13 protein-coding genes are annotated in these 18,083 nt (G+C 41.6%); 9 read left to right on the plus strand and 4 right to left on the minus strand.

Annotated features, from left to right (window positions below; translation table 11 throughout):
* Nucleotides 1-80 precede the first annotated feature (80 nt).
* Together fabD and thiD are read right to left on the minus strand one after the other, a co-directional pair.
* A complete protein-coding gene (gene fabD / locus DW173_RS13745) occupies nucleotides 81-968 on the minus strand; it encodes an ACP S-malonyltransferase (RefSeq protein ID WP_120144577.1) in 888 nt (295 codons plus the stop codon).
* 50 nt (nucleotides 969-1,018) lie between these two features.
* On the minus strand, nucleotides 1,019-1,855 hold the full coding sequence (gene thiD / locus DW173_RS13750; RefSeq protein ID WP_008776998.1) for a bifunctional hydroxymethylpyrimidine kinase/phosphomethylpyrimidine kinase: 837 nt from the start codon (nucleotides 1,853-1,855) through the stop codon (nucleotides 1,019-1,021).
* A 340-nt stretch (nucleotides 1,856-2,195) separates the two neighbouring features.
* On the opposite strand from thiD, the gene DW173_RS13755 reads away from it, so the two are divergent.
* The 4 genes from DW173_RS13755 to xylE all read left to right on the plus strand — a co-directional run bounded on the left by DW173_RS13755 (nucleotide 2,196) and on the right by xylE (nucleotide 7,513).
* Entirely contained in the window at nucleotides 2,196-2,927 is a 732-nt protein-coding gene (locus tag DW173_RS13755; protein WP_055235544.1) for an NUDIX hydrolase, read from the plus strand.
* A gap of 111 nt (nucleotides 2,928-3,038) precedes the next feature.
* Nucleotides 3,039-4,562: a xylulokinase gene (locus DW173_RS13760; protein ID WP_004295875.1), complete on the plus strand. Its 1,524-nt coding sequence runs from the start codon at nucleotides 3,039-3,041 to the stop codon at nucleotides 4,560-4,562.
* A 41-nt stretch (nucleotides 4,563-4,603) separates the two neighbouring features.
* Nucleotides 4,604-5,920 (plus strand): xylose isomerase, encoded by a 1,317-nt coding sequence (xylA, locus tag DW173_RS13765; RefSeq protein ID WP_004295876.1) that lies wholly within the window; start codon nucleotides 4,604-4,606, stop codon nucleotides 5,918-5,920.
* 138 nt (nucleotides 5,921-6,058) lie between these two features.
* Complete coding sequence (gene xylE / locus DW173_RS13770; protein WP_004295877.1) at nucleotides 6,059-7,513, plus strand: D-xylose transporter XylE; 1,455 nt, start codon at nucleotides 6,059-6,061, stop codon at nucleotides 7,511-7,513.
* Nucleotides 7,514-8,586: 1,073 nt separating this feature from the next.
* Here xylE and DW173_RS13775 read toward each other — a convergent pair.
* On the minus strand, nucleotides 8,587-9,063 hold the full coding sequence (locus DW173_RS13775) for a hypothetical protein (protein ID WP_118407570.1): 477 nt from the start codon (nucleotides 9,061-9,063) through the stop codon (nucleotides 8,587-8,589).
* 401 nt (nucleotides 9,064-9,464) lie between these two features.
* Here DW173_RS13775 and DW173_RS13780 point away from each other — a divergent pair, with 401 nt between their 5' ends.
* The gene (locus DW173_RS13780) at nucleotides 9,465-11,003 is read left to right on the plus strand and encodes a carbon-nitrogen hydrolase family protein (protein ID WP_004316417.1); all 1,539 of its coding nucleotides are present in this window, start codon (nucleotides 9,465-9,467) and stop codon (nucleotides 11,001-11,003) included.
* Between the two features lie 98 nt (nucleotides 11,004-11,101).
* Here DW173_RS13780 and DW173_RS13785 read toward each other — a convergent pair whose 3' ends face one another.
* Complete coding sequence (locus tag DW173_RS13785; protein WP_120144578.1) at nucleotides 11,102-12,151, minus strand: DUF2776 domain-containing protein; 1,050 nt, start codon at nucleotides 12,149-12,151, stop codon at nucleotides 11,102-11,104.
* A 209-nt stretch (nucleotides 12,152-12,360) separates the two neighbouring features.
* Here DW173_RS13785 and ileS point away from each other — a divergent pair, with 209 nt between their 5' ends.
* The 4 genes from ileS to DW173_RS13805 all read left to right on the plus strand — a co-directional run bounded on the left by ileS (nucleotide 12,361) and on the right by DW173_RS13805 (nucleotide 18,082).
* Nucleotides 12,361-15,849 carry an isoleucine--tRNA ligase gene (gene ileS, locus DW173_RS13790; protein WP_120144579.1) on the plus strand — a complete coding sequence of 1,163 codons (3,489 nt, stop codon included), beginning with the start codon at nucleotides 12,361-12,363 and terminating at the stop codon, nucleotides 15,847-15,849.
* A 35-nt stretch (nucleotides 15,850-15,884) separates the two neighbouring features.
* A complete protein-coding gene (locus DW173_RS13795; protein ID WP_004295883.1) occupies nucleotides 15,885-16,265 on the plus strand; it encodes a TraR/DksA family transcriptional regulator in 381 nt (126 codons plus the stop codon).
* Nucleotides 16,266-16,362: 97 nt separating this feature from the next.
* Nucleotides 16,363-17,019: a lipoprotein signal peptidase gene (locus DW173_RS13800; RefSeq protein ID WP_004295884.1), complete on the plus strand. Its 657-nt coding sequence runs from the start codon at nucleotides 16,363-16,365 to the stop codon at nucleotides 17,017-17,019.
* On the plus strand, nucleotides 17,009-18,082 hold the full coding sequence (locus DW173_RS13805; RefSeq protein ID WP_120144580.1) for a DUF4296 domain-containing protein: 1,074 nt from the start codon (nucleotides 17,009-17,011) through the stop codon (nucleotides 18,080-18,082). The genes DW173_RS13800 and DW173_RS13805 overlap by 11 nt, the downstream gene beginning before the upstream one ends.
* Nucleotide 18,083 lies beyond the last annotated feature (1 nt).

Raw genomic sequence — 18,083 nt, forward strand, 5'->3', positions numbered from 1 at the left:
TTTCATATAAAAAAAAGCGTGTTGGCAACTATTACCAACACGCTCTATATCACTTAAAGATAAAGTCTGCTTACGGATATTTATGCAATACCGTGAGCATTGACAGTACCGTCAATCTTTTTAATCAATCCTTGAAGTACGGCACCCGGGCCACATTCTGTAAAATCAGTAGCACCGTCAGCAACCATATTCTTTACTGATTGTGTCCAACGTACGGAAGCAGTCAATTGGGCAACCAGATTCTTTTTGATTTCTGCAGGGTCAGTGTGAGGAAGTGCATCCACATTCTGATATACCAGACATTTAGGAGTATGTATTTCGGTAGCTTTGATAGCAGCTTCCAGTTCTATTTTAGCAGGATCCATCAATGGAGAATGGAAAGCACCACCCACTTTCAGCGGAAGAGCACGTTTGGCTCCGGCAGCTTTCATCAGTTCGCAAGCCTTTTCGATACCCGGTACAGAGCCGGAGATAACGATTTGTCCCGGACAGTTGTAGTTGGCCGGTACGCAAACTTCACCTTCTGCATTTACTGCTGCACAGATTTCTTCTACTTTTTCATCCGGCAATGCGATAATAGCAGCCATGGTGGAAGGAGTAGCTTCGCAAGCTTTCTGCATAGCCATTGCACGTGCATACACAAGCTTCAATCCATCTTCAAAACTCAATGCACCGGCAGCAACCAATGCAGAGAACTCACCAAGTGAGTGGCCGGCAGTCATTTCCGGTTTGAAGTCGTCGCCCATGCAAAGAGCAGAAATAACAGAGTGAAGGAAAACGGCAGGTTGAGTAACCTTTGTCTGACGAAGATCTTCGTCTGTGCCGTCGAACATGATATCTGTAATGCGATATCCGAGGATATCATTTGCTTTTTCAAACAATTCTTTTGCTAAAGCTGAGTTTTCATACAGGTCTTTACCCATTCCTACAAATTGAGCGCCTTGACCGGGAAATACAAATGCTTTCATATTTTTATTATTTAATTGATTTTTAATTGCGGGTGCAAAGTTACGTATTTTTATGATACAACCGCACAAAAAGTACACATTTGTGCAACGGTGTCCGGAAAATGCCATAAAGGGCCGTTGCCATGGCCGATATTCAATTCTTTTCCTGCGATAATGGCTTGAGTGATATATGTTTTCGCATGCTGGATGGATTCTCGCATGGGGTAGCCTTTGGCTAGATAGGTGGCAATAGCGGAAGAGAGGGTGCATCCCGTTCCATGCAGATTATGGCTTTCTATTTTTTTCTCCTCATATATATGGTAGATAAATTCGGACGTATGCAAAAGGTCGCACATATTGTCTCCTTCCAGATGTCCGCCTTTTAGTAAGACATTAGTCTGATAATCATCCGTCAGCATTTTGGCAGCGGTCTGCATATCCTGAATGTTGTGAATACTTTTACCTGTAAGTACTTTTGCTTCGTCAATATTAGGGGTGATTAGTGTGACAAGCGGTAAAAGTTCTTTTTTGATTTCTTCTATCGCTTCATCTGTCATAAGTTTCCTTCCGCTGGTAGACACCATTACCGGATCGTAAACGACGTATGCAGGCGAATATTTTTGTAGACAGTCGGAAATTACACGAACGATCTGAATGTCATTTATCATTCCTATTTTGATGGCAACCGGTTGCAGGTCGTCCATCACGGCTTCTATTTGCCCACGAACCATATCCGGAGAAATGGACTGTACGGCACGTACCCCCAGTGTGTTTTGTACGGTGATGGCAGTAATAGCCGATGCTGCATAGCCTCCTAAAGCCGAGATTGTTTTTATGTCTGCCTGAATACCTGCGCCTCCCGAACAATCGGAGCCGGCAATGGATAAAATGACTGGATGACGTTCCATTTTAGATTTTTTAATATTTACCCGACAAAGATAGGATAAAAAACGATAAGGTACAAAATGACATATCGTTTAAAATACAATAAGTACCTTTACTGGCATCTGTTGGAAAAGATATGAAAAGTACTGATAATAAAGCGTCCATCTAGTTTTTGTACTTTATACAATTACTCACCCGTGGAAATACTAAAATACATATTGTAATTCGTAAGATAACACTAACTATTCATATTGTAGAATGTATGATATGTATTTATATGAAAAACAATGTTTTATAGCATAGTTCTTATTTTGTTTTGATGGTTTGTAGCCTCTATATTTGCATCGTCTTAAAGAAATAGATATGCAAAATTTACAGAAAAATACACCTTTAGCAAACAATCATATATCAGTAGACTGTGTAGTGATTGGTTTTGACGGAGAACAACTGAAAGTGTTGCTTGTAAAACGTGCAGGTGAGGATAATGGAGAAGTATATCATGATATGAAACTTCCCGGAAGTCTTATCTATATGGATGAAGCCCTGGATGAAGCTGCACAACGAGTTTTGTATGAACTGACAGGACTTAAAAATGTGAATCTGATGCAGTTTAAAGCATTTGGTTCTAAAAACAGAACGAGTAATCCGAAAGATGTACGTTGGTTGGAAAGAGCTATGCAGTCAAAAGTGGAGCGTATTGTTACCATTGCATATTTGTCGATGGTGAAGATAGACCGTACATTGGATAAGAATCTGGACGATCACCAGGCTTGCTGGGTCGCTTTGAAAGACGTGAAAACACTGGCTTTCGACCATAATCTGATTATAAAGGAGGCAATGACTTATATTCGTCAGTTCGTAGAATTTAATCCTTCCATGTTGTTCGAACTGCTTCCGCGTAAATTTACAGCCGCACAATTAAGGACTCTTTTTGAATTAGTATACGACAAAGCCGTGGACGTGCGTAACTTCCATAAAAAAATAGCAATGATGGAATATGTAGTTCCTTTGGAAGAAAAACAACAAGGAGTGGCTCACCGTGCTGCCCGTTATTATAAATTTGATAAGAAGGTATATAATAAGGTAAGAAGGTAGACCCTGTTCAAGTATCAAGTATTAAGTATTAGGCGTTGGATGTTAAAGCATTAATTGTCGGACATTGAGCGTAAATCGTAAATAGTAAATCGTTTAATCGTAAATAAAATTATGTTTCTATTAGGTTATGACATAGGTAGCTCGTCTGTAAAAGCGAGTTTGGTAAATGCGGAGACTGGTAAATGTGTATCCTCGGCATTTTTTCCGAAAACAGAAGCGAATATTATTGCAGTGAATCCCGGATGGGCGGAACAAGATCCTGAAAGTTGGTGGGAAAACTTAAAGTTGTCCACGCAGGCTATTATGACCGAATCCGGAGTGAGTGCCGCTGAAATTAAAGCCATCGGTATCTCTTATCAGATGCACGGATTGGTTTGTGTTGATAAGAATCAGCATGTATTGCGTCCTGCTATCATCTGGTGTGACTCTCGTGCGGTGCCATACGGTCAGAAAGCGTTTGAGACAATCGGGGAGGAGAGATGTCTTTCTCATTTGTTGAACTCACCGGGGAATTTTACTGCTTCCAAGTTGGCGTGGATTAAAGAAAACGAACCGGCCATCTATGAGCAGATTGATAAGATAATGCTGCCGGGCGATTATATTGCCATGAAGTTGAGTGGAGAAATCTGTACAACTGTTTCCGGGCTTTCGGAAGGTATGTTCTGGGATTTCAAGAACAACCGGGTGGCTGATTTCTTAATGGATTATTACGGGTTTGATTCTTCTTTGATTGCAGATATTAAACCGACCTTTGCAGAGCAGGGACGTGTAAATGCAATAGCTGCCAAAGAGCTTGGACTGAAAGAAGGGACACCGATTACCTATCGTGCAGGCGACCAGCCTAACAATGCCCTTTCTTTGAATGTGTTTAATCCGGGAGAGATTGCTTCTACGGCAGGAACATCGGGAGTGGTTTATGGCGTGAACGGTGAAGTGAACTATGATCCGCAGTCACGCGTCAATACCTTTGCGCATGTCAATCATACCATAGATCAGACACGTTTGGGAGTATTGCTTTGCATCAACGGAACAGGTATTCTCAATTCATGGGTGAAACGCAACATTGCTCCCGAAGGAATATCTTATAATGAAATGAATGTATTGGCTTCCAAAGCTCCTATCGGCAGTGCGGGAATCAGTATTCTGCCCTTTGGTAACGGTGCCGAACGTATGCTGAATAATAAAGAAATCGGTTGCAGCATCCGTGGACTGGACTTCAATGCACATGGCAAACACCATATTATTCGTGCCGCTCAAGAAGGTATTGTATTCTCTTTTAAATATGGCATTGATATCATGGAGCAAATGGGAATTCCTGTGAAGATGATCCATGCCGGACACGCTAATATGTTCTTGAGTTCTATCTTCCGCGATACTTTGGCGGGAGTCACAGGAGCTACTATCGAGCTTTACGATACGGATGGTTCCGTAGGTGCTGCGAAAGGTGCGGGCATCGGTGCAGGTATCTACAAGGATAACAATGAGGCATTTGCTACGCTTGACAAACTGGATGTGATTGAGCCTAATGTGGCAAAACGCCAAGAATATGCTGACGCGTATGCAAAATGGAAATACCGTCTTGAAAAGTCGATGACCGGTAACATACCGGCTCCGGTTCTGTCTTCAGATAAATAATTAACAATTTAAATAATAACCATTTTAAAAATAAAAGAATTATGGCAACAAAAGAATTTTTCCCGGGAATTGAAAAGATTAAGTTCGAAGGTAAAGATAGTAAGAATCCGATGGCATTCCGTTACTACGATGCTGAAAAGGTTATCAACGGCAAGAAGATGAAAGATTGGTTGAGATTCGCTATGGCATGGTGGCATACTTTGTGTGCTGAAGGTGGCGACCAATTCGGTGGCGGAACAAAACAATTCCCTTGGAATAGTAATGCTGACGCTATACAAGCTGCAAAAGATAAAATGGATGCAGGTTTCGAATTCATGCAGAAAATGGGTATCGAATACTACTGTTTCCACGATGTAGACTTGGTTTCTGAAGGTGCAAGCATCGAAGAATACGAAGCTAACTTGAAAGCAATCGTAGCATACGCAAAACAGAAACAAGCTGAAACAGGCATCAAACTGTTGTGGGGTACTGCCAACGTATTTGGCCATGCACGTTATATGAACGGTGCTGCTACTAACCCTGATTTTGACGTAGTAGCTCGTGCTGCTGTTCAGATCAAGAATGCAATCGATGCAACGATCGAACTGGGTGGTCAGAACTATGTATTCTGGGGTGGCCGTGAAGGCTATATGTCTCTTCTGAATACAGATCAGAAACGTGAAAAAGAACACCTGGCAAAAATGCTGACCATCGCTCGTGATTATGCTCGTGCCCGTGGTTTCAAAGGTACTTTCCTGATTGAACCGAAACCGATGGAACCGACAAAACATCAGTATGATGTAGATACAGAAACAGTAATCGGATTCCTGAAAGCTCATGGCTTGGATAAAGATTTCAAAGTGAACATTGAAGTAAACCACGCAACTTTGGCTGGTCACACTTTCGAACACGAATTGGCAGTAGCAGTAGACAACGGCATGTTGGGTTCTATTGACGCTAACCGTGGTGATTATCAGAATGGTTGGGATACAGACCAATTCCCGATTGACAACTACGAACTGACACAAGCTATGATGCAAATTATCCGCAACGGCGGTTTGGGTAACGGTGGAACAAACTTCGACGCTAAAACTCGTCGTAACTCTACTGACCTGGAAGATATCTTCATCGCTCACATCGCAGGTATGGACGCTATGGCTCGTGCATTGGAAAGCGCAGCTGCTCTGCTGAACGAATCTCCCTATAAGAAAATGCTGGCTGACCGTTACGCTTCATTTGATGGCGGTAAAGGTAAGGAGTTTGAAGATGGCAAGTTGACTTTGGAAGATGTAGTTGCTTATGCAAAAGCAAACGGTGAACCGAAACAGACTAGCGGTAAACAAGAACTTTATGAAGCAATTCTGAATATGTATTGCTAATTAACCCCACCACAGATTACACGGATTGTCACAGATTGATTTTCTTCTCTCTTATTTTGAATTTTATCTGTGTTAATCTGTGAAATCTGTGGTGATATAAATCCAACTACTACAACACTACTTTATCTACTTATAACCATGATTAATACAACGAACGAGGGTAGTAAACTCTACCTATATTCGATAACCTCTGTCGCCATTTTGGGAGGACTGCTTTTCGGATACGATACAGCGGTTATTTCCGGTGCAGAGAAAGGCTTGGAGGCTTTTTTCCTTTCGGCCTCTGATTTTCAATACAATAAAGTAATGCATGGAATCACATCTTCCAGTGCATTAATTGGCTGTGTACTGGGTGGTGCGATCTCCGGGATATTTGCTTCCCGTTTGGGACGTCGTAATTCTCTAAGGCTTGCTGCCGTACTCTTTTTCCTTTCAGCATTAGGTTCCTATTATCCGGAAGTCTTGTTTTTCGAATATGGAAAGCCGAACATGGATTTGCTGATTGCTTTTAATTTGTATCGTGTTTTGGGCGGTATCGGTGTTGGACTGGCTTCTGCAGTCTGTCCGATGTATATTGCTGAAATTGCTCCTTCTAATATTCGTGGAACGCTTGTATCGTGTAACCAGTTTGCTATCATCTTCGGTATGTTGGTAGTATACTTCGTGAATTTCCTGATTATGGGCGATCATCAAAATCCTATTATTTTGAAAGATGCAGCCGGTGTACTGTCTGTTAGTGCTGAATCTGATATGTGGACCGTTTATGAAGGATGGCGTTACATGTTCGGTTCGGAAGCTTTCCCTGCCGCTTTCTTCGGTTTGTTATTGTTCTTTGTTCCCAAGACTCCTCGTTATCTTGTATTGATACAGCAGGATGAAAAGGCTTATTCGATCCTTGAAAAGATCAATGGTAAGACAAAAGCACAGGAAATTCTTAATGATATTAAAGCTACTGCTCATGAAAAGACAGAGAAAATCTTTACTTATGGAGTGGCAGTAATTGTAATCGGTATTTTGCTTTCTGTATTCCAACAGGCTATCGGTATTAATGCGGTACTTTATTATGCTCCTCGTATTTTCGAAAATGCAGGTGCAGAAGGGGGTGGCATGATGCAGACAGTTATTATGGGTATTGTAAACATTGTCTTTACATTGGTTGCAATCTTCACTGTAGACCGCTTCGGACGTAAACCACTATTGATAATCGGTTCTATCGGTATGGCTGTAGGAGCCTTTGCAGTAGCAATGTGTGATAGCATGGCAATAAAGGGTATTCTACCGGTACTTTCAGTGATTGTGTATGCAGCATTCTTTATGATGTCTTGGGGACCGATTTGCTGGGTGTTGATCTCGGAAATATTCCCGAACACTATTCGTGGTAAAGCAGTGGCAATCGCTGTGGCTTTCCAATGGATATTCAATTACATTGTATCTTCTACTTTCCCGGCACTGTACGACTTCAGCCCGATGTTTGCATATAGTTTATATGGCATAATCTGTGTGGCTGCTGCTATCTTCGTTTGGCGTTGGGTGCCTGAAACGAAAGGTAAGACACTGGAAGATATGAGCAAACTTTGGAAGAAAAATAAATAAATTAGGTTAGTGTAACTTCATCATGCCATTATGACTTCGGTTTCTTGGCATGGTTCTATTAAGATTATGACATCGTACCAAATGGTATGGTGTCATAATCGTTTTTATTTGAAGCTTTGGGGAACTACCATAAAGTTGAAAAAACATGAAAACATCTGCCACCTGCAACCAAACGTGTGTAATGCACTAGCTGATAAGTAGTTGGAGCGTTGCAGATACTGTTGCAGATAGGTTGCAGATCAAAGTATCTGCCACACAGTATAAACCTTACATAAGCCAATTCTCCAGGAGGACAAAAGTTTATTGTATATATTAACTTCCCGTTTCCAGGCGGGGAACTGTCGTTTCCGGCATTAGAAATTACAGTTTCCACGGTAGGAAACGAGAGTTTCTAAGGCGGGACACTACAGTTTCTACGCAAGGATACTGTCGTTTCCCCGTAGAGACACCACCATTTCTCCATAGAGTCACCCCAATTATCCCATAGCTTTGCACAAAGGAATCAAGGCTTTTTCTTTGATTATATAACGTGTTGCAGATACTTTATCTGCAACCTATCTGCCACAGGTATCTGCAACGTTCCAACTATTTATTAATTAGTGTGTTACACGCTTTTCGTTGCAGGTGGCAGATGTTTTTATGTTTTTCAACTTTATAGTAGGAAAAAATTTCATTCATTTCTGCACGGTTCTTAATTAAATGGGAATTTATCGGTTAAATGGGAATTTAGCGGTTAAATGAGAATTTATCGATTAGGCTGAAAGCCTTACAATTATATATTTATTGGGATGCCCTGAAAGGGCTTAATTATATAGCGTAGGGCAACGCCCTACGAAAAAGACACACCAGCCACAAGCCCTGAAAGGGCGGAACTGTATACAATTATGCCCTTTCAGGGCGCAAATTCAGATTGTCGTTTTTACGTAGGGCGTTGCCCTACGCTATATAATTAAGCCCTTTCAGGGCACTCCGCAAAATTATCATTTAGCTCATTTCTGCACGGAAAAGAATTAAAACCGTCAAGAAACGAACTACTTTTAGCGTCAGTTCGATGCAATATCTATCTGTATGACTTAACGGTCAGATACATTCTCCAAAGTTTCGGAAGGTTTGCCGCCCAAGAGCTTTTCCAAGTCACGTAATTGACGTTGATAATCCTGCAACATCTGACTGACAAAACCACGATAGCAAGAAGCTGATATCAGGAAGTTCGACCATTTCGCCCATTCTTCAAAAATCTTTTGACACTCTGTGCGAGGTGAGTTTTGTAAAGTAAAGAAATGCAGGCAAGCCTTTTGCATCTCCGGCATCCCATTTTCCCATGAACGGTCGAGGTTGGTTAACGCTTTAATAAAATGTTTGATTTTGTGGTGTAACGCTCCCAAACGTTGTAATTCCGAACGATTGACTGATACAGTAGGGCATAGTCGTCGTGATTGGGTTAAATAAAACTGTTTTAGGTTTTCTTTTTCTTCCAGATTAGGAAAATTAGCTTCCTGCCGATTGCTTTGAACGGTTTTTACAGGTGCATTGTTTTGTTCTTCATGCATGATACAACGGTTTTAAGATAGGCGGGAATAAAAAAACGGTTCCGCCTTTCCCGTTGCATAACACTCCACAGAAGCTGGGGACGCATTAACGTTCCCCACGGGGGTACGAAACCGCGTATCTACGACAGCAACAGGCATAAAAATGCCTGCTACTGGAGTTGAAGCAGGTTCACTGCTTCTGTGGGTATAAAATGTTATGCGTTGCAAATGTACGATAATTTTCGGAAGTCGCAAATTAAACGGCACAAGAATCTGTATGAAAATTATGTGATGTTAAAGCACTGTAGCCATTTCTGAAGCATGTATTAAAATTAAGTATAATGCATTTTTAATTTTGCAATGACAATGTATAAAGATAAACAGTACCTTTGCATAGTCTTTATATAAAAACACGTATTGTTATGGAACAGCATCCGATAAAAATTAATAAAGTGCAGATACGTAATCTGCAAATAGAAGATTATGTACAGTTATCCCAATCGTTTACCCGCGTTTATTCTGACGGTAGCGATGTGTTTTGGACTCGTGAGCAGATTCAGAAGTTGATTAAAATCTTTCCGGAGGGTCAGATAGTCACAGTCGTTGACGATAAAATAGTTGGTTGTGCTCTTTCTATTATTGTTGATTATGATAAAGTAAAGAACGACCATACGTATGCACAGGTTACGGGTAAGGAAACATTCAATACACATAGCTCCAAAGGAAATATCCTGTATGGCATTGAAGTATTCATCCACCCGGGATATCGTGGTTTGCGTCTCGCACGTCGTATGTATGAATATCGTAAGGAGCTTTGCGAAACATTGAATCTGAAAGCGATCATGTTTGGCGGACGTATCCCGAATTATCATAAATATGCTGACAAAATGCGTCCGAAAGAATATATCGAACGGGTACGTCAACGCGAGATTTATGATCCGGTACTTACTTTCCAGTTGTCGAATGATTTTCACGTTCGTAAGGTAATGACTAATTATCTGCCAAATGATGAAGAATCAAAACATTATGCTTGTTTGCTCCAGTGGGATAATATCTATTATCAGCCACCTACACAGGAATATATCAGTCCCAAAACTACGGTTCGTGTAGGCTTAGTTCAATGGCAGATGCGTAGTTATAAAACGTTGGATGACCTGTTCGAACAAGTAGAATTCTTTGTGGACGCAGTATCCGATTATAAAAGTGATTTTGTTCTTTTCCCGGAATATTTCAATGCTCCTTTGATGTCGAAGTATAATGATAAGGGGGAATCGCAAGCTATTCGCGGATTGGCAAAATATACGGATGAAATTCGGGAACGGTTTATGAATCTGGCTATTAGCTATAATATTAACATTATAACCGGGAGTATGCCATACGTAAAAGAGGACGGATTGCTTTATAATGTAGGTTTCCTTTGCCGACGGGATGGAACCTACGAAATGTACGAGAAATTACACGTCACTCCCGATGAAATAAAAAGCTGGGGACTTAATGGTGGCAAACTTCTGAATACTTTTGACACGGACTGTGCAAAGATTGGAGTTTTGATTTGCTATGATGTCGAGTTCCCCGAACTTTCCCGCCTGATGGCAGATCAGGGAATGCAGATATTATTTGTTCCTTTCCTGACAGATACCCAGAATGCCTATTCTCGTGTTCGTGTTTGTGCGCAGGCACGTGCCATCGAGAATGAATGTTTTGTGGTCATTGCCGGAAGTGTCGGAAATCTTCCCCGTGTGCACAATATGGATATTCAATATGCACAATCGGGGGTATTTACTCCATGCGACTTTGCTTTTCCAACGGACGGAAAGAGGGCGGAGGCAACTCCTAACACCGAAATGATTTTGGTATCGGATGTTGATCTGGATTTGCTGAACGAGCTGCATACTTATGGTAGTGTACGCAACTTGAAAGACCGCAGGAATGACCTGTATGAGGTGAGATACAAGAAATAAAAAGAGTGACGCTATGCTGTCCGGATAGCGTCACTATATGCCTTGGATAGCGTCACTATCCGGGGCATATAGTGACGCCCTTTTGATAGAATACTTTTCTATTTGGAAGACGTGCCACTCTCCAATATACTAACGATAGAAAATAGCGTAAAGCAAATAGCTCCGAGACCTACCAAAACACGTGCCGGAATAAAATAATCAGCATGTGTAGTAGCAAGCTCGAATACAAAAGCCGCCAGGAACAGACAAGCCAATGCCGTTAATACCGGAATCATAGGAATACGGTTGGCTAATTTGAATTCTTGTCTCCATATTTTGGCCAGCAAGATTACTTTGCTGGAAATGCTGTAACATACCAGCCCCAACCCGAGCATAATATATCCGGTGGTACCGTTTGCGCTTCCGGAATCTGCCAAAATCACGAATAATCCCCATACAAAAGAGATAGATCCCATTAATAAAACTAGTTTTGGCCATTTATCCCGTTCTTTTTCTGAATAATCATTACGTATCTGACGTGCTATGGTAGCTACCAACGCAATCAAACTGGTACAAATACATGCCAGACCGACCATTACGTGCCCCGCGACAAAATAAGCCGGATGAGAATGACTGTTCCCTAATAATACAAATGCCCATATCCATGCGATGAGAGAAACGGTGATGGCAACAATGACCAATGCCCGTCTCTGATTAAGGGAAAAAGCTCCTTCTGGAACCTCATTACTTGTCGCTTTTGAATTTCCCGGAATTAAAGAGAATCGGGTAGAAGAGGTGGCGGCGGTAGCTACACAAGTGGTTATAAATCCAACACCGGTGATAACGTGTCCAGCAACAAATGCAGAGGTGGAAGTGGCATTACTGAAAATGCAGATACCTCCAATGATTGTAATGATGGCTGCCAAATAGCCTATAACCGGCAAAACGTATTTGGCCGATTTATTATAAGTATGTATGATTTGCCGGATGATAGTGGCAGCCGTGCAAAACAGCGCAATGCATATCATACCAAGTGAAAACACAACAGGACCGGCCACAACACGACTCCCGTCATCTCCATAATTATAAATGAACGCTCCGTATCCGAAGCAAAAAACAGCCATCGCCAAAGGGATTGCCCTGAATAAAATGCTAATACCGTAATTCATAAGTTAAGTGCTTTTAGGTTTCCCACTAAAACAAGGAGATACCTGTTTTGTTTAGGCTGTAGGCGGTTTATAATCGTTAACTTCACACGAATCCGATTAAAAGTCTTAGCTTTTTGCTCAACTAAACAAATGTTTTTGTAAATTTGCACCCTTAAAAATGGGGATACCCCTCAAATTGTAAATTGTAAATAGTAAAATCGTAGACAGCTATGGGTAAGAGATTTACTGAATATTCGCAGTTTGACCTTTCGCAGGTGAACAAAGATGTGCTGAAGAAATGGGACGAGAACCAGGTTTTCGCCAAGAGTATGACAGAACGTGATGGCTGTCCTTCGTTCGTGTTTTTCGAAGGACCTCCCTCGGCTAATGGTATGCCGGGTATTCACCATGTAATGGCTCGTACCATTAAGGACATTTTCTGTCGCTACAAAACGATGAAGGGTTATCAGGTGAAGCGTAAAGCCGGATGGGATACGCACGGACTGCCTGTGGAACTAAGTGTAGAAAAGGCATTAGGTATCACAAAAGAAGATATTGGTAAGAAAATCTCTGTTGCCGACTACAATGCGGCTTGTCGGAAAGACGTGATGAAATATACCAAGGAGTGGGAAGACCTGACTCATCGGATGGGATATTGGGTGGATATGAAGCATCCTTATATCACGTATGATAATCGCTATATTGAGACATTATGGTGGCTATTGAAGCAACTGCATAAAAAAGGATTGTTGTATAAAGGATATACGATCCAACCGTATTCACCGGCTGCAGGAACAGGATTGAGCTCACATGAGTTGAATCAACCGGGCTGTTATCGGGATGTAAAAGATACAACGGCCGTTGCCCAATTTAAAATGAAGAATCCTAAACCGGAAATGACGGAATGGGGAACTCCTTATTTTATCGCCTGGACAACTACTCCATGGACATTGCCTTCAAATACGGCTCTTTGTGTGGGACCGAAGATTGACTATGTGGCTGTACAGTCTTACAACGCTTATACCGGAGAACCTATAACAGTGGTTCTGGCAAAAGCTTTATTGAATGTACATTTCAATGCAAAAGCTGCTGATCTGAAATTGGAGGACTACAAAGCCGGAGATAAACTTGTACCGTTTAAAGTGATTGCCGAATACAAAGGCACGGATCTTGTCGGTATGGAATATGAGCAGTTGATCCCTTGGGTGAAACCGGTTGAGGTATCCGAAGATGGCAACTGGAAGCCTAGTGATAAGGCTTTCCGTGTAATACCGGGTGATTATGTTACTACAGAAGATGGTACAGGTATTGTTCACATTGCACCTACATTTGGTGCAGACGATGCGAATGTGGCACGTGCTGCAGGAATCCCGTCATTGTTCATGATTAATAAGAAAGGCGAAACTCGTCCGATGGTGGATTTAACTGGTAAATTCTATCTGTTGAATGAGCTGGATGAGAATTTCGTAAAAGAATGTGTTGATGTAGATAAATACAAAGAATATCAGGGTGCATGGGTGAAAAATGCTTATGATCCTCAATTTATGGTGGATGGCAAATACGATGAGAAAGCTGCGCAGGCTGCTGAATCGTTGGATATTGTCATTGCCATGATGATGAAAGCAGACAACAAGGCTTTCAAGATAGAAAAGCATGTCCACAACTATCCGCACTGCTGGCGTACAGACAAACCGGTACTTTATTATCCGTTGGATAGCTGGTTTATCCGTTCTACCGCTTGCAAGGAGCGAATGATGGAATTGAATAAAACCATCAACTGGAAACCGGAATCTACCGGAACCGGCCGTTTCGGCAAGTGGCTGGAAAATCTGAATGACTGGAACCTTAGCCGTTCTCGTTATTGGGGTACTCCATTACCTATTTGGCGTACAGAAGATAATACGGATGAGATATGCATCGAATCTGTAGAAGAACTTTATAATGAAATCGAGAAATCGGTAGCTGCCGGATTTATGAAATCCAATCCATACAAGGATAAAGGTTTCGTGCCGGGGCAATATTCGGAAGAAAATTATGATAAGATTGATCTTCACCGTCCTTATGTAGACGACGTCATATTGGTATCGAAAGACGGCAAACCGATGAAGCGTGAATCAGACCTGATTGATGTATGGTTCGATTCGGGTGCTATGCCATACGCGCAGATCCATTATCCGTTCGAAAATAAAGAACTGTTGGATAACCGTCAGGTATATCCGGCTGACTTTATCGCAGAAGGAGTAGACCAGACTCGTGGTTGGTTCTTTACCTTGCATGCTATCGCTACCATGGTATTTGACAGCGTGTCCTACAAAGCTGTTATCTCTAACGGTTTGGTACTCGATAAGAACGGTAACAAGATGTCTAAGCGTTTGAATAACGCTGTCGATCCGTTTACTACGATTGAAAAGTATGGTTCCGACCCGTTGCGTTGGTACATGATTACCAATTCTTCTCCGTGGGATAACCTGAAATTTGACGTTGAAGGAGTGGAAGAGGTTCGCCGTAAATTCTTCGGTACCTTATATAATACGTATTCATTCTTTGCGCTTTATGCGAATGTAGACGGATTTGAGTATAAAGAAGCGGATGTACCGATGGCAGAACGTCCGGAGATCGACCGCTGGATCTTGTCTGTATTGAATACATTAATAAAGGAGGTAGATACATGCTATAATGAATATGAACCGACAAAGGCAGGACGTTTGATTTCTGATTTTGTGAATGATAATTTGTCCAACTGGTATGTTCGCCTGAATCGTAAACGTTTCTGGGGTGGTGAATTTACACAGGATAAATTGTCTGCTTATCAGACATTGTACACTTGTCTCGAGACAGTTGCCAAACTGATGGCTCCTGTATCTCCGTTCTATGCAGACCGGTTGTATACTGACTTGATTGCAGCAACAGGACGCGACAATGTAGTTTCTGTCCATCTTGCCGAATTCCCGAAATATCAGGAAGAAATGATAGACAAGGAATTGGAAGCCCGCATGCAAATGGCACAGGATGTTACATCTATGGTGTTGGCATTGCGCCGCAAGGTGAATATCAAGGTACGCCAACCGCTACAGTGTATCATGGTTCCGGTGGTAGATGAAGAGCAGAAAGCTCATATCGAAGCTGTGAAGAACCTGATTATGAATGAAGTGAACGTAAAAGAAGTCAGATTCGTTGATGGTGCAGCCGGTGTATTGGTGAAAAAAGTGAAATGTGACTTTAAAAAGCTAGGCCCGAAATTTGGCAAGCAAATGAAAGCAGTAGCTGCTGCTGTTGCAGAAATGTCACAGGAAGCCATCGGTGAATTGGAGAAAAACGGAAAGTATACATTGAACCTGGATGGTGCGGAAGCTGTTATTGAAGCATCAGATGTCGAGATCTTTAGTGAAGATATTCCGGGATGGTTGGTTGCCAATGAAGGCAAACTGACAGTAGCGCTTGAAGTGACCATTACCGAAGAACTGCGTCGCGAGGGTATTGCCCGTGAACTGGTGAACCGTATTCAGAATATACGTAAGTCAAGCGGCTTCGAGATTACAGACAAAATAAAAATAACAATCTCGAAAAATACGCAAACAGATGATGCGGTAAATGAATATAATACTTATATTTGTAACCAGGTTTTAGGCACATCTCTTGAACTTGTAGATGAAGTGAAAGACGGAACAATGCTGGAGTTTGACGACTTCTCATTGTTTGTGAACGTGATAAAAGACTAATACTATATTGATTAACCTTTTAAAATTGTAAAGTTATGGCAGAAAAGACTAGATATTCGGATGCGGAACTCGAGGAATTCCGTGCCATTATTATGGAGAAACTGGAATTAGCACAACGTGACTATGAACAGTTGAAGAAAAGTTTGATGGGACTGGACGGTAATGATACCGACGATACATCTCCTACGTATAAAGTATTGGAAGAAGGAGCTAATACGCTCTCCAAGGAAGAAACGACCCGACTGGCACAACGTCAGCTGAAGTTTATCCAAGGATTACAAGCTGCTTTGGTACGTATTGAGAATAAAACGTACGGCATTTGCCGTGAAACCGGAAAGTTGATTCCGGCAGAACGTCTGCGTGCTGTTCCTCATGCTACATTAAGCATTGAAGCAAAGAACAGTGGTAAAAAATAACAGATAGCAAGTAGGCTACAGGTAACGAGCTACAAGTAGCTGCGCAAAGTTTACGCACGGCACTTGTAGCTCGTTATGTTTAACTTATAATAAACACATGAAGAAACTATTCACGAAGGGGAGAATTGCCCTTCTCGTTATCTTTTCCGTATTGATTATTGACCAGATCATCAAGGTCTGGATTAAAACTCACATGTACTGGCACGAAAGTATACGTGTGACCGATTGGTTTTATATCTATTTCACCGAAAACAACGGGATGGCTTTCGGTATGGAAATCTTCGGCAAGTTATTCCTGACAACATTCCGCATTGTTGCGGTAGCATTGATAGGGTGGTATCTCTATAAAATCATAAAGAAAGGGTTCAAAACAGGTTATATCGTCTGTGTGGCTCTTATTCTGACCGGTGCTTTGGGGAACATCATAGATAGCGTGTTCTATGGAGTTATTTTCAATGAAAGCACTCATTCGCAGATTGCCAGTTTCATGCCCGAAGGTGGTGGATATTCTACCTGGTTTTACGGAAAAGTGGTGGATATGTTTTACTTTCCGATTATAGATACAAACTGGCCTACATGGATGCCGTTTGTGGGTGGAGAGCATTTTATATTCTTTAGTCCGATCTTTAATTTTGCGGATGCCGCTATCAGTTGCGGTATCATTGCCTTGTTACTCTTTTATAGTAAATATTTGAATGAGTCTTATCATTCGCTGGATAAAGATAAAAAGGAAGCTACGGATCATGAAAAATAAATTTCGGTTTCATCTGTTTCTCATCTGCATGTTCGTTTTTGCGGTAGCCGGGTGTAAAGTGAAAAGACCCAGTGATGTAATCTCGGAATCGAAGATGGAGAATTTGCTGTATGATTATCATGTGGCAAAGTCTATGGGAGATAATTTGCCTTATAGTGAGAACTATAAGAAAGCATTATATATCGACGCCGTTTTCAAGAAATACGGGACTACACAAGCTGCATTTGACTCATCCATGGTTTGGTATACCCGTAACACAGAGATTTTATCGAAAATTTATGATAAGGTGAAAAAACGCTTGAAAGACGAACAGGAACTTGTTGGCGACCTGATAGCCAAGCGTGATAAGAAACCGAAAATGACTAAGCAGGGTGATAGCATCGATGTCTGGCCGTGGCAGCGTATGGTACGTTTGACCGGTGAAATGATGGATAATCAATATGTATTTACTTTGCCGACCGACTCTAACTACAAAGACCGGGATACATTGGTATGGGAAGTGCGGTATCGTTTCCTGGAGCCGATGCTTGCCGACTCTTTAAGAGGTGTCACTATGGCTATGCAGGTGATTTATGAAAAAGATACGATCAATCATTGGAAAATGGTGACTGAACCGGGTGTGCAACAAATTCGTTTGTTTGCAGACACATTAGGTTCGATGAAAGAAATAAAAGGTTTCATTTATTATCCGATGGATAGCCAGGAAAAAGGCGGAGCAGTATTGGCCGACCGCTTCATGATGACTCGTTATCATTGTACGGATACGCTCGCATTTGCTGTACGCGATTCTTTGAATAAGATAGAAGCATTGAAAGCGGATTCTTTGAAGAAGATAGCTACTAAAGAAAATGCCGACTCTTTACATAAGGTCATAGACAAGAATAAAGATGACATTCAGCGTCTGACACCGGAAGAGATGAACCGTCGTCGTACGGGAACTCATCGTGAGAAGAAGCCGGAGCAGATTCAGGTGGAACAGCATATCCAAAAGGAACGGATAGAGCAAAGAAAAGAACGCCAGATGAATCAACGCAGGCAACAACAAAGACGTTCAAACAACTGAT

This window comes from Bacteroides sp. AM16-13 (genome assembly GCF_003602705.1).
Lineage (GTDB): Bacteria > Bacteroidota > Bacteroidia > Bacteroidales > Bacteroidaceae > Bacteroides > Bacteroides xylanisolvens.

Excerpts from the sequence above, each read along its gene's own strand:
- DW173_RS13795 (WP_004295883.1), top strand. The coding sequence starts at position 15,885 with ATGGCAGAAAAGACTAGATATTCGGATGCGGAACTCGAGGAATTCCGT.
- DW173_RS13775 (WP_118407570.1), bottom strand. The coding sequence starts at position 9,063 with ATGCATGAAGAACAAAACAATGCACCTGTAAAAACCGTTCAAAGCAAT.
- xylA (WP_004295876.1), top strand. The coding sequence starts at position 4,604 with ATGGCAACAAAAGAATTTTTCCCGGGAATTGAAAAGATTAAGTTCGAA.
- fabD (WP_120144577.1), bottom strand. The coding sequence starts at position 968 with ATGAAAGCATTTGTATTTCCCGGTCAAGGCGCTCAATTTGTAGGAATG.
- xylE (WP_004295877.1), top strand. The coding sequence starts at position 6,059 with ATGATTAATACAACGAACGAGGGTAGTAAACTCTACCTATATTCGATA.
- thiD (WP_008776998.1), bottom strand. The coding sequence starts at position 1,855 with ATGGAACGTCATCCAGTCATTTTATCCATTGCCGGCTCCGATTGTTCG.
- DW173_RS13780 (WP_004316417.1), top strand. The coding sequence starts at position 9,465 with ATGGAACAGCATCCGATAAAAATTAATAAAGTGCAGATACGTAATCTG.
- DW173_RS13760 (WP_004295875.1), top strand. The coding sequence starts at position 3,039 with ATGTTTCTATTAGGTTATGACATAGGTAGCTCGTCTGTAAAAGCGAGT.
- DW173_RS13785 (WP_120144578.1), bottom strand. The coding sequence starts at position 12,151 with ATGAATTACGGTATTAGCATTTTATTCAGGGCAATCCCTTTGGCGATG.
- DW173_RS13755 (WP_055235544.1), top strand. The coding sequence starts at position 2,196 with ATGCAAAATTTACAGAAAAATACACCTTTAGCAAACAATCATATATCA.
- DW173_RS13800 (WP_004295884.1), top strand. The coding sequence starts at position 16,363 with ATGAAGAAACTATTCACGAAGGGGAGAATTGCCCTTCTCGTTATCTTT.
- DW173_RS13805 (WP_120144580.1), top strand. The coding sequence starts at position 17,009 with ATGAAAAATAAATTTCGGTTTCATCTGTTTCTCATCTGCATGTTCGTT.
- ileS (WP_120144579.1), top strand. The coding sequence starts at position 12,361 with ATGGGTAAGAGATTTACTGAATATTCGCAGTTTGACCTTTCGCAGGTG.